Origin of the sequence: Paenibacillus melissococcoides, assembly GCA_944800085.1 — a bacterium.
GTDB lineage: Bacteria > Bacillota > Bacilli > Paenibacillales > Paenibacillaceae > Paenibacillus_B > Paenibacillus_B melissococcoides.
Map to the genome: position 1 here is coordinate 77,654 of CALYLO010000019.1, position 11,191 is coordinate 88,844.

16 protein-coding genes are annotated in these 11,191 nt (G+C 50.5%); all 16 read left to right on the top strand.

The window, feature by feature from the left end:
* Positions 1 to 6 precede the first annotated feature (6 nt).
* Complete coding sequence (locus OCY70_RS36500) at positions 7 to 297, top strand: AbrB/MazE/SpoVT family DNA-binding domain-containing protein (protein ID WP_390905308.1); 291 nt, start codon at positions 7 to 9, stop codon at positions 295 to 297.
* Complete coding sequence (locus OCY70_RS35160; protein WP_261945070.1) at positions 294 to 923, top strand: ABC transporter permease; 630 nt, start codon at positions 294 to 296, stop codon at positions 921 to 923. Before OCY70_RS36500 ends, OCY70_RS35160 begins: the two co-directional genes overlap by 4 nt.
* An 11-nt stretch (positions 924 to 934) precedes the next feature.
* On the top strand, positions 935 to 1,342 hold the full coding sequence (locus tag OCY70_RS35165; RefSeq protein WP_213431367.1) for a regulatory protein GemA: 408 nt from the start codon (positions 935 to 937) through the stop codon (positions 1,340 to 1,342).
* 239 nt (positions 1,343 to 1,581) lie between these two features.
* Positions 1,582 to 2,445, top strand: a complete 864-nt coding sequence (locus tag OCY70_RS35170) for an ATP-binding protein (RefSeq protein WP_213431368.1) — start codon at positions 1,582 to 1,584, stop codon at positions 2,443 to 2,445.
* 19 nt (positions 2,446 to 2,464) lie between these two features.
* A complete protein-coding gene (locus tag OCY70_RS35175) occupies positions 2,465 to 2,653 on the top strand; it encodes a hypothetical protein (RefSeq protein ID WP_213431369.1) in 189 nt (62 codons plus the stop codon).
* Positions 2,654 to 2,676: 23 nt separating this feature from the next.
* Complete coding sequence (locus OCY70_RS35180) at positions 2,677 to 2,991, top strand: hypothetical protein (RefSeq protein WP_261948967.1); 315 nt, start codon at positions 2,677 to 2,679, stop codon at positions 2,989 to 2,991.
* Between the two features lie 118 nt (positions 2,992 to 3,109).
* Positions 3,110 to 3,295 carry a hypothetical protein gene (locus OCY70_RS35185; RefSeq protein WP_261948968.1) on the top strand — a complete coding sequence of 62 codons (186 nt, stop codon included), beginning with the start codon at positions 3,110 to 3,112 and terminating at the stop codon, positions 3,293 to 3,295.
* 71 nt (positions 3,296 to 3,366) lie between these two features.
* On the top strand, positions 3,367 to 4,020 hold the full coding sequence (locus tag OCY70_RS35190; RefSeq protein WP_261948969.1) for a peptidoglycan recognition protein family protein: 654 nt from the start codon (positions 3,367 to 3,369) through the stop codon (positions 4,018 to 4,020).
* A 122-nt stretch (positions 4,021 to 4,142) separates the two neighbouring features.
* Positions 4,143 to 4,454, top strand: coding sequence for a Mor transcription activator family protein (locus OCY70_RS35195; protein WP_261948970.1), 312 nt, complete (start codon positions 4,143 to 4,145; stop codon positions 4,452 to 4,454).
* Between the two features lie 127 nt (positions 4,455 to 4,581).
* Positions 4,582 to 5,010 (top strand): guanylate kinase, encoded by a 429-nt coding sequence (locus OCY70_RS35200; RefSeq protein WP_306433995.1) that lies wholly within the window; start codon positions 4,582 to 4,584, stop codon positions 5,008 to 5,010.
* Between the two features lie 262 nt (positions 5,011 to 5,272).
* Positions 5,273 to 5,590: a hypothetical protein gene (locus tag OCY70_RS35205; protein ID WP_213431480.1), complete on the top strand. Its 318-nt coding sequence runs from the start codon at positions 5,273 to 5,275 to the stop codon at positions 5,588 to 5,590.
* Positions 5,590 to 6,150, top strand: coding sequence for a DUF3486 family protein (locus tag OCY70_RS35210; protein WP_261944921.1), 561 nt, complete (start codon positions 5,590 to 5,592; stop codon positions 6,148 to 6,150). The genes OCY70_RS35205 and OCY70_RS35210 overlap by 1 nt, the downstream gene beginning before the upstream one ends.
* Positions 6,143 to 7,906 (top strand): phage terminase large subunit, encoded by a 1,764-nt coding sequence (gene terL, locus OCY70_RS35215; protein ID WP_261944922.1) that lies wholly within the window; start codon positions 6,143 to 6,145, stop codon positions 7,904 to 7,906. Before OCY70_RS35210 ends, terL begins: the two co-directional genes overlap by 8 nt.
* 11 nt (positions 7,907 to 7,917) lie before the next feature.
* The gene (locus tag OCY70_RS35220) at positions 7,918 to 9,483 is read left to right on the top strand and encodes a DUF935 domain-containing protein (RefSeq protein WP_213431409.1); all 1,566 of its coding nucleotides are present in this window, start codon (positions 7,918 to 7,920) and stop codon (positions 9,481 to 9,483) included.
* A complete protein-coding gene (locus tag OCY70_RS35225; protein ID WP_261945409.1) occupies positions 9,467 to 10,204 on the top strand; it encodes a phage head morphogenesis protein in 738 nt (245 codons plus the stop codon). The genes OCY70_RS35220 and OCY70_RS35225 overlap by 17 nt, the downstream gene beginning before the upstream one ends.
* A gap of 119 nt (positions 10,205 to 10,323) precedes the next feature.
* The coding region (locus OCY70_RS35230; RefSeq protein ID WP_261948944.1) for a phage protease at positions 10,324 to 11,191 on the top strand (868 nt) is incomplete at its 3' end.

Sequence of the window (11,191 nt, forward strand, 5' to 3'; positions counted from 1 at the left end):
CGTTGTATGCAGTCGTATAACAAAAAATTAAGCAAGAGTGGTTCCGTAACACTCCCGGCCGTAATACGCCGGGAGTATGGCCTATCAGGCGGCGAAAAGTTCAATATTATCGTCGATAGCGAAGACGGCACAATCCTGTTACAGCGGACGCAAGGAAGTTGCCTATTCTGCCGGAGCGATAAAGAGCTAGTTGTGTATTCCGGTCGGTTTGTGTGCTCCCAGTGCATTCAGAATCTGGAGGCCAATGTTACGGAACGGAGAGCGGCCAATGCATTTGAAGGGGGGGACGGGCGATGAATTCGGAACTGGTTCCCCTTGTTGATGAAGCACTCCGATTGGAACAGGATATGAAGCGAAGCAAGAAGCGGCTGGATGAACTGAAGGCCACCCTTACATCTGCTGGAATATTTGTCATGGACAATAAGAACCTATCTCACTATCAGATCCCTGGAAGCAAGGGCCGATTCAACCTGACATACAAGGAAAAGTTTGAAATTGATAATTATGAACGCTTGGTTGAAGTGCTTGGTGATGTGGTGGCAGCCAAAGTCAGCCGGAAGTATGAGGTTAAATTCGAGACAGAAGCACGTTTCAAGGAAGCGCTCATTGCCCTTTACAAAGGCGAATACTGCTTTGACACTTCTATTGATGACGTGCTGAGCGGCCTTGGGCTCGATAGCAACAAAGTAAAGGCAGTAAAAAAGAAGCTAAAGGGCGACTATCTGAAGGACAAGCAGCTACTCGGAAGTGTAGGCATAACTGGTGAGCTTGAAGAGGAGCTCGACGCCATTCGCCTGGCGAAGCATGGCGAATTGGTTGAACGCTTCTTCGGCCATCTCACTCCGGAAGAAATCGATACGATACGCAATTCGGTGTACGTCGAGGACAGCATTAGTGTCGGCTTAGAAGCTTTTTCTGAGTGAGGAGGGCCCTTATGGACAAAATCACCTATCCACAAATCAAGAACATATTCGGGCTTGCCAGGCAGGCCCGAATGAATAACGACGAGCTGCATGACCTGGTCTTGACTATGACCGGATCGGAGAGCATTAAGGCGTTAAGCAAGGCCCAGGGCATTAAAGTAATCGAACGATTGAATCAGATGCTGGGTAAAGCCAAGCCATCATCCCGGGCAACGCCGAATCAAATCTGGCAAATTAACAAGCTGGCCGAGGAATTAGGCTGGAAATCTGACCCTCGCCGTTTGCGTCGTTTCCTGGAGAAGCAGCAGGGCGTAAGTCATACGAGCTACCTCTCACCTGCCCAGGCCAGCAAGGTCATCGAAGCTCTGAAAGCAATGAAGCGACGGGGAGGAGTGGAGTCCAATGCCAGACGCTCTTGAACGCTACTCTCCAGCGCAACGGCAAATCATTTTTGCCTATTGGGAGACGATACGCTGGACACGAGGAACAGGGAAAATATCCGAGGGAATCAAGCAGCGTGAATACGAGTATTGGGAGCGTTATGAGCCTAGTCTTGTAATCAGAGCGCTCTCCATCCATATCGAGAAATATCCAAATATCAAAGAGAACTACACCCGGGGCATTCTCCGCAACCTTCTGAAGAAAGGCGGTGCCGCTCATGCAAGGTCTGAAAGAGGTCATGCCGGACTTGCTCGAACGCATCCAGGCAGCCAGGCAGGCAGCCAAGGCAAACGCGATATCGATATCAGCGCCGAAGCTGCCTTCCGCCGAAAACTCGGCTTATGAGTGCCCGAAATGCCGGGACGAGGGCGTCATCCACGACCCTGCTCGCAACGTGGCCTATCAATGTGCCTGCATGGAACGCAAGAAGCTGAAGCGGATCATGCAAACCACCAATATGAGCGAGGATGCGCAATTAAAGACCTTTGACAATTTCAACTTGGACGGCCTGGATCAACGCGTCATAGATGCATACGAGTTGGCGCGGGAATATTCGGATGGATTGGTCGCTCGGATCAAGAAGGGCCAAAGCTTGAAAGGCGTTCCTTGGTTCGGGCTTTTGGGCACATCCGGCAGCGGCAAGACGCACCTGGTTACGGCTACGGTCGCGCCGCTCATCGAACTGGGCATATATCCTCTGTTTTTCAACTGGGTACAAAGCTTCACGGAATGGTTTTCCTACTACAACAGCCCGGACGAGGCGTATAAGGTGGAGGAAATCCGAAAGCGAATTTACAACTGCGAGTTGCTTCTCGTCGATGATATTTGCAAAGAAAGCCAAAAAGACACTTGGATTAAGGAGTTTTATGGCATTGTTGATTATCGGTATCGAAAGCAATTACCGATCGTGTACACAAGCGAGTATTTTTCCGAATTGATTGGTTTTTTATCCGTAGCCACAGCGGGCCGCTTGTTCGAGCGAACCAAGAGCCCGAAAGGGAAAAAGTATCTCGGAAAAATGCTGTTGGATGTGGGCGAAGACCCACTGGCCTTGAACTATCGATTTAATGGACTGATTTAAGATGTAGGAGGCCTGTACAATGACCGAATACGACTATAAGAAAATAACGACTTACACACTGACGCCGCAGCAACTTGAAGCGGAGCGTAAACGGCTCGATGCGCTGAAGCCCAGGGCCAGGGATTACAAAGGAAAAACGGCTATCCTTGCCCCACAACTGGGCCATAACGGTAAATACCTGCGAAAAGGCGGCGAATGGTACTGCTAAAAATTTTAATGGGAGGAATGACCGTGCAGCAGCCTAAAAAGTTTGAATGGACAAATCGTCTCGCTTGTGTGGAAGCCTTGGCCCTAGAATGTGCCGATGGCGCAAAATTTGATTATGCCCTTCGCGTCGTCCGGCTTCGTGACTATAGTTTATATGTATCAAAAATCACGAACAAACAACTGGCAGCCCTCAAACGGGATGTTATGATACGGGTCAAAGAAATCAACATTATGCGAGAATCGGCAAATGTTGGCGACATTGTGCGCGTTCCAAAACTTGTGCCAATCGATTCGGCGGGTACCAGCGGGACGGACGGAAGCTCGTGGAGGCCGAAGTAATTGAGAAGCATCGCCTGTCTTCAACCTTGCGTTATCGCGTTCGCCGACTACTCGATAACGAAATCCAGATCGGGAACGGCCACATGATTAAATCGATTGTGCAACGGGCGGTAAACTGATGGCAAGAAAGCCCGTCCAGAAGCCGAGCCTTGTCGCCGTACCGCCCGATCCGGATCGATGTTTTGTACTTTTTCTCGACCGCTGCCCTGACGGCCAGATCAGCAGCGGTCAGCCTGGAGAGCCTTCTCCACCAATTACAAAAACAACCGGGGGAGCGTCCCGTCTCGTCTATCAACTTGGATAAAGAGTCCGGAAAAATGGAGATTCTTTTCAATCCATTATCAAAATAGTTCGCAAAGGAAGGGAGAGTTAAACGTGATTTATCGTCAAGATCATATCCCGAAAAATACAATGAAGAATCGTCGCCCTGGTTACCCGATGAATGCGACCACCATCACTATTCATAACACAGGTAATTCTGGGAGCAGCGCCAAGAACGAACGTGGTTGGCTGACGAATCCAGACAATGATCGAACGGCATCCTACCATATTGTGGTGGACGAGCACGAAGCTATTGAATGTATCCCACTCGTTGAGAATGCATGGCATGCTGGTGATGGCAGCAACGCTGCAAGCGGCAATCGTACATCTATCGCAATTGAAATATGCGAATCTGGGAACTATCAGCAAACATTACGGAATGCTGCTGAACTTGTCGCTAAGATGCTCCTTGAAAGGGGCTGGGGAGTTGAACGGCTGCGACGTCATTACGATTGGAGCGGAAAAATATGTCCCAGATTGATGTATGACAATGGCAAGTGGACTGGATGGCATCAGTTTAAAGAACTTGTGAACTCATTTCTCAGAAAGGATGAACAAGGAATGAACAAAGAAGAAAGAGAAGCCTTTGACAAATTGCTCAAGACCGTAGAGAAGCAGGATAAGAGGCTGAAGGAGCTGGAGGAGAAGCGCGACATCGAGCCTCCTTCATGGGCAAAGAGGCGGCAGCCTATTACGCGAATGAACTGAAAACGAAAACCGGGAGTTATGATTTCTGGCGTATGCTGACCATTCAGTATCGTAAGGAGGCCGCAACGAGCAGAAATTGATTTTTTCAGCTCCTGCTATAATATGAGGAGGTGATCCGCCGGATGGAATGGCTCGATGAGCTAACGCCAGATATGCTGCCCATGCCATACCGTAAGTATGCTGAATGGATAGGATTAGATAACCTAATTACGCTGGCCAGCAAGGCCGGAGGGGATCATGTGTACATCCCCACATTGGATTTCTTCTTCCGCCGGGTACGTGACAGGCGGATCATTCAAGAGTATGATGGATATAACCATCGAGAGATCGCACAGAAGTATGAACTGAGTGAACGTAGAGTGAGAGAAATTTGTGACGGCATCCTTCCAGTTTCTCCACGGAGGGATGAGAATCAACTCCAACTTTTCGATTGATGACGAGCTAAAATGAGGGGCGAAAAATCGGGGAATCCCTTCCAGACATGCAAGAAAACACTTGGTAATCTACCAGTAGAGGCTTATGCCCTACTGGTTTTTTATTGCCTAAAAAGGAGGCTCTTACATGATGCAAGATGCAATTAACGAGATGTTATTGAATGTGGCGCTGGCGGGCCTGACTCTACTGTCTTCATTTGCGATTTACTACATACGCCGGGCTAGCGCCAAGCTGTCGGCAGAGACGGCGAAAATTGATGCGGATGCGCAACGTGCGCTGGTTCAGGCAGCTATTGAACGATTGGATGATGTTGCGACCAAGACCGTCCACCAAATTGAACAGACCGTCGCCAGTCATTTACGGGAGTCTGTCAAGGAAGGATGGTCACCCAGAGAAGAATTAATGGAACTTGCCCCTCAAGCGTATTCGGAAATTGTCCGCCAGCTCAAGCCCGAATACATGCGGGCCCTACATGACACCCTGGGCGACGCAGAGGGGTACATCATGAGCACGATTGAATCCAAGGTGCTGGAGCTCAAGGAGCGTGCTGGCTAGTGGAGTGGAATTGGATCATACAGACGGCGACGATGCTAGGCATCGGAGCAATTGGTTACTTTTTAAAAACGACGATGGCAGAACTCAAAACGCAAATCAATAAAAACGCTCAAGATGTGGATGAATTGAAAAAAGAATTGGATGACTTACGTTCCGATCTCCCGTTCATCTACACGACCCGGGAGGATTTCATTAGAACGATGAACAACGTCGACAAGAAGCTCGACAAAATACACGATAGCATGCTGGAGGACAGAGGTAGATGGATGAACAAACCTATCACGGTGTGCAACATAATAAAGCGGTTCGGGGCTATATCATGCGCTCGCTCGCAAAAGGACATAACAATTCGCTCCTATGCAGGCAATTGGTCAATGTCATGGTCAACGATGGCGTAATCATCAGCCCGGATATCTCCAAGCATCTGGATTACTTATTCAAGAAGGGCTACATCGAATATTCGAATGAGCGTGTGAATTCGTACAATGCTTATGCCAATGATGCCGTAATCCGGCTAACGGTAAAGGGCATCGATTTACTGGAGGGCTCAACTCCGGATGATCCGGGAGTCGCCATCTAATGAGCGGCAAACGAAGAAACCGCACGCGCTCTAAAGTTGACGACCTGCCTTTGCATATCAAGGATCAGGTCGACGCGATGCTTCTTGATACACGGTACACCTACTGGGAGATATCAGAGTATCTGGAGGCCCAGGGATTCGAGGTATCCAAGAGTTCCATTGGTCGCTATGCGCTCCGAGTCGGGAACGCGACGCAGCGGCTTATGGAGGCGCAAGAACAGACAAAGGCGCTAGTCGAGATGATCCGGAAAAATCCGGACGTCGATTACACCGAAGGCGGCCTACAAATTATGGCCGGAGAGCTGACGAAGAAGATGGCGCAAGCACAGGAAGAATGGGACTACATGCCGCTGGATAAGGCGGCCCGCGTTATGGTCGCGCTCTCCAGAACAAAGGTCTATAAAGACCGCGTCCGCCAGGACATGCAGAAGAAGATCGAACTAGCATTCCAAGGGATGGAGGCAGAACTCATGGCAGCCATCAAGGCCGATCCTCAACTTGCCGGAGAACTGAAGGCGGTACTGCAAAAAGCGAAGGAAAAGATGATGGCCGATGATTAACCTGGACGAGTACCTCCGGCAACTGGAGGATGAGGCAGACAAAGAAGAACTACTCAGTCTGGAGTATCAGAAGCAGCTCTTTGAAAACTACGTCATGCGTAATGAGCAGCACCGCGAATACCGGGAAACGTTGCTAAGGGAGTACCAAAGCGGCGCAGAACTGACAGGCCCGGATGGCTTGCGCAAGAAGCTAGGAGCCATTGACCTGGGGTATTTCGGGCGGGCTTATCTGCCCCACTACTTCGTCAGGGAATCGCCGCAATTTCACGAAGAGCTGGATAGTATATGGACTCAAGGAGTCATGAAGGGCCTGAACCCTTTGCCGGATGGGAAGAAGATATCAAGGGCGAAAGGCTGCCGCCGTGCTACAGCCGCCTCACGTGGGCATGCGAAGTCGACAAACTTCACCTTTAAGGACACTTTGCACTCGGTGGTATATGAGTACAAACATTACCCGATCATCCTCTCTGATAGTTCCGACCAGGCAGAAGGATTCCTCACGGATATTAAAACCGAGCTAGAGGATAACCCGGCCATCATTGAGGACTTCGGGAGCCTCAAGGGTAGAGTCTGGAAAGGCAGCGTCCTTGTGACCTCGACAGATATCAAGGTTGAGGCCATTGGCAGCGGCAAGAAGATTCGGGGCCGCCGTCATCGCAACTGGCGTCCTGACTTGATTGTCCTGGACGACATCGAGAATGACGAAAATGTTTACACGCCGGAGCAACGCAAGAAACTGGAAAGCTGGTTCTACAAGGCGGTTAGTAAAGCAGGCGACACGTACACTGACATCGTCTATATCGGAACGATCCTGCATTACGATTCTCTGCTTTCCAAGGTGTTGAAGAACCCGGAATATCATTCTGTAAAGTATCGGGGGGTTATCAGCTTCGCGACGAATCAAGAGCTCTGGGACGCTTGGGAAGCAATCTATACCGACCTGGAAAACGTGCATCGGCAAGAAGATGCGCGGGCCTTCTACGAAGACAACAAGGCCGACATGCTCGAAGGCACAGAAGTCTTGTGGGAAGAAAAGCTCTCCTACTACGACTTGATGGTAATCAAGATTTCTGAAGGCGAAGCATCGTTCAATTCCGAGATTCAAAACGATCCGATTGACCCGGATTCCTGCACATTTAATGATGAATGGTTCGACTTCTGGGATGACGACCCGACGATTGATTTCCGGGATAAGCGATTCGTGTTTGTCGCCGCGAACGACCCTTCCCTTGGGAAAAACAAGAAAAGCGATACCAGTTCCATCATTGCCATAGCCAAGGATACCAAGAGCGGCTATATGTACGTGGTGGAGGCATCCATCGAGCGGCGCGTCCCTGATGTCATCATCGATGACGCCATAGAGATGTCCAAGCGATTCCGGCGCGACTATAAGCGGCCATTCCGCAAATTTGGCGTCGAGACGGTACAATTCCAGCACTTCTTCAAGGATGTACTGGCACAGAAGAGCGCAGAGGCTGGCGAATACCTGCCGATAGAGGAGATCCAAAGTCTCCAGCGCAAGGAACTGCGGATCGAGTCGCTTCAGCCATTTGTTAAGAATGGGTATCTGAAGTTCAGTCGCCGCCACAAGACACTGTTACAACAAATGCGGGAATACCCGATGGGCAAAAATGACGATGGACCGGATGGATTGGAGATGGCCGTCCGACTTGCCCTGGGCATCAAGACATCAAACAAGACGGACTATAAATCAGTAATCAGCCGGGCGATGAAATTCCGGCGAGGCGGTTATTAGGTGGTGAATCTATGTCGAAGAAAAACAAGCAGAAGAACAAAACGGTAAGCCCCCGCCGCCCGGAGCTGAACGAGATTGCAGTCGCCCCGGTATGGGATAAATACTCCACGTACCCATCGAACGGCTTGACTCCGGTGCGACTGGCGCAAATCTTTCGCGAGGCAGACGCGGGCGACGTGCTGCGACAGATGGAGCTCTTTGAGGAGATGGAAGAGAAAGATCCGCATCTATTTTCACAGCTCCAGACACGCAAGAACGCGGTCACCGGACTGGACTTCGAAGTCATCCCGTTTTCGGATGACGAATGGGATAAACAGATAGCCGAGTTTGTGAAAGAGCAGATCGACGGGCTGGAGAACTTCGAGGACATCATGATGGATCTGCTTGATGCTATCGGTAAGGGTATCTCCGTATCTGAAATTATTTGGGGCTACGACGATGGATTTACGGTCGTAGAGGATATCAAGTGGCGGCATCCCAAGCGTCTCCTCTGGGACAATCAAGACACTCTGAAAGTGGTCACCCGCGATAATCCATCCGGAATACCTCTTCCGGAGAATAAGTTCGTCATACATCGTTACAAGGCGCGTTCAGGGCACCCATCACGGGCAGGCGTCCTGCGCGTGGTCGCCTGGATGTATTTGTTTAAAAATTACGATCTAAAGGATTGGGTCAGTTTTTGTGAAGTGTTCGGAATGCCGCTCCGGCTGGGCAAATATGACCCATCCGCCTCGGATGATGACAAGGCTGCTCTCATGCGTGCTCTCGTTCAGATAGGAACAGATGCAGCGGGCATTATTCCGGACGGAACAGAGATTGAATTCAAAGAGGCTGCGAAGACCACATCAATTAACGTGTATGAGTCGCTCGCCAGGTACTGCGATGAACAGATATCGAAGGCGGTGCTCGGCCAGACGCTTACGAGCGATTCTGGGGGCGGAAGTTTCGCCCAGTCGAAGACACATAACGAAGTCCGCCACGATCTGACGGTCGCGGATTGCAAGGCCCTAGCTGCCACATTGCGCCGGGATCTAATTCGACCACTTGTCTACTTTAACTATGGGGAATCCCGGCGTATCCCCCATCTGCGTTTCGACTGTGAAGAAGCCGGAGACCTGAAAGAAACGGCGGATATCTACGGGAAGCTGATTGATATGGGATTGAAAATCCCAACATCGCACTTGTACAAGAAGTTTTCCGTGCCAAAGCCGGAGAACGGCGAAGAGGTAGCTGCCCCGTTATCACATTCGGCGCCAATGCCTTTTAAAGACAAAACTTTGGTGGCTGTAGCTAACAAGGGTAATCGGCCTGGAGTTACACAGGGAAGCGTGGATCAATTGGCCGACGCAGCTATCCAGAATTCCAAGGGGATATTCGGCAAGATATTTGCTCCTGTTCTCAAAATACTTGACACGGCGAATAGCCTGGAAGAAGTCAAAGCCAAGCTCGAAGACGAAAGATTCGCGGGAGAGCTGTATCAACAGATGGATATCGAAGACCTGGACGAGCTGCTGCACAAGGCTATGTTTTACGCTGACCTAATGGGGAGAGTCGAAGAGCATGCGAGAATGGATTGAGCTCCTTACCACGCCTGGATTCGTCTTTGAGGAGGCGGTTGCCTTCTTCGGCGACAAACTACCAATGAAGGAAAGTGAATTCTACCAACTTGCCGAGGAGTACCGGGCACAGGCGTTCACGATTTCCGGATACAGCAAGATTCAGCTCCTTCGCAAGTTTCACGGGGAATTGCTGAAGGCCATTGATGAAGGAACGACACTGGGCAAGTTCCGTGAACGGATGAACGATTGGCTGGAGCAGCGTGGATATGAAGGCGTGACAAACTATCAGGCGGATAATATCTTCCGGACGAACGTGCAGACGGCCTATCAGGTGGGGCACTGGAAGCAGATGACGGCACCGGAGACGCTGCGCTTACGTCCGTACTGGCAGTATGATGCAGTCCAGGACAAGCGCACGCGGCCATCGCATCTGGCGATGCACGGCAGGGTATTTCGGGCCGATGACCCGATATGGAATACCTGGTATCCCCCGAATGGGTTCCGCTGCCGCTGTACCGTCCGAACACTCTCCGAGCGTCAAGTTCGGGAACGCGGCCTCAAGGTGGAAACAGAACCGCCAGTATCTGCCCAATTAAATGGTCAGCATGTGAACATAATGCCCGATCCAAGCTTCTCGAACAATCCAGCAAAGCACGCTTTTGATCCGGACGTTAGCAGCTACCCAAAGAGTTTGAAAAAAGCCTTTGAGAACAGAGAAAAACGCAAGTCAAAGGAATAAGGCCTGGAACGCCCTCTAAGGCGTTTGTGAATTTGGATGACCGAATCATGCTGATGATTTATATACCCGCGTTATAACGCGTTATAACGGCGTTGCAGTCGACATGAATCGGCGAGGAGGTGATCACGCTGAAAAAATGGATTGTATGTTCAGGTACGGTAACCGAAGTTCAAGGCGTGCCGACCGTAATTAAGCTGCTGCCGCTTGGGCATGTGAAGTCCCAGAAAGGAAACTTTGTGGTCGATGAGGAGTCCTTTCGGGCTATGAAGGAAACGTTCCACCGCCGGGCGCTTGATATCGTCATCGACTATGAGCATCAGACGCTGGAGGATGTGCAGGCCCCCGCTGGCGGTTGGATTAAGGAACTCATCATCCAGGATAATGCCATCGCTGGGAAGGTGGAATGGACACCCAAGGCGGAAGAGTACCTGAAGAACAAGGAATACCGCTACCTATCCCCGGTTGTGCTGGTGCGTAAATCGGATCAAAAAGCTGTCGTGCTACACTCGGTTGCCCTAACCAACACGCCAGCAATTGATGGAATGTTCCCGATTATCAATTCGCTTGACATTACCCAATACGAGGGAGGAAATGACATGGATTTTTTGAAACAACTTGCCGTCCTGCTTGGTCTGGGCGAAGAAGCTACCGAAGAGCAAGTCCTGCAAAAGCTTCAGGCGTTACAAGCTAATTCGACGGAAGAGAAGGAAAAAGAAAAGAAAGACGACGAAGAAGAAATCGTTGCCAACAAAACGATTACGACGCTGCTCGGCGTTGCGGAAGATGCGAAAACGGAAGACGTAGCAGCGGCCATTATGGCATTGAAAAATCCTTCCGGCTTCGTGCCTGTTTCGGAGTTCCATGCTCTGAAGGCGCGACTGGATAAAAAGGATTCGGATGAGCTCGTGATGACGGCCCTGAAGGATGGCAAGATTTCCGCCGCTCAAAAGGCTTGGGCGGAAGAATACGCACTCAAAGACCGCAAGG

Coding starts and splice junctions, on each gene's coding strand:
- terL (WP_261944922.1), top strand. CDS start 6,143: ATGATTAACCTGGACGAGTACCTCCGGCAACTGGAGGATGAGGCAGAC.
- OCY70_RS35210 (WP_261944921.1), top strand. CDS start 5,590: ATGAGCGGCAAACGAAGAAACCGCACGCGCTCTAAAGTTGACGACCTG.
- OCY70_RS35165 (WP_213431367.1), top strand. CDS start 935: ATGGACAAAATCACCTATCCACAAATCAAGAACATATTCGGGCTTGCC.
- OCY70_RS35225 (WP_261945409.1), top strand. CDS start 9,467: ATGCGAGAATGGATTGAGCTCCTTACCACGCCTGGATTCGTCTTTGAG.
- OCY70_RS35170 (WP_213431368.1), top strand. CDS start 1,582: ATGCAAGGTCTGAAAGAGGTCATGCCGGACTTGCTCGAACGCATCCAG.
- OCY70_RS35185 (WP_261948968.1), top strand. CDS start 3,110: ATGGCAAGAAAGCCCGTCCAGAAGCCGAGCCTTGTCGCCGTACCGCCC.
- OCY70_RS35200 (WP_306433995.1), top strand. CDS start 4,582: ATGATGCAAGATGCAATTAACGAGATGTTATTGAATGTGGCGCTGGCG.
- OCY70_RS35195 (WP_261948970.1), top strand. CDS start 4,143: ATGGAATGGCTCGATGAGCTAACGCCAGATATGCTGCCCATGCCATAC.
- OCY70_RS36500 (WP_390905308.1), top strand. CDS start 7: ATGCAGTCGTATAACAAAAAATTAAGCAAGAGTGGTTCCGTAACACTC.
- OCY70_RS35175 (WP_213431369.1), top strand. CDS start 2,465: ATGACCGAATACGACTATAAGAAAATAACGACTTACACACTGACGCCG.
- OCY70_RS35205 (WP_213431480.1), top strand. CDS start 5,273: ATGGATGAACAAACCTATCACGGTGTGCAACATAATAAAGCGGTTCGG.
- OCY70_RS35160 (WP_261945070.1), top strand. CDS start 294: ATGAATTCGGAACTGGTTCCCCTTGTTGATGAAGCACTCCGATTGGAA.
- OCY70_RS35220 (WP_213431409.1), top strand. CDS start 7,918: ATGTCGAAGAAAAACAAGCAGAAGAACAAAACGGTAAGCCCCCGCCGC.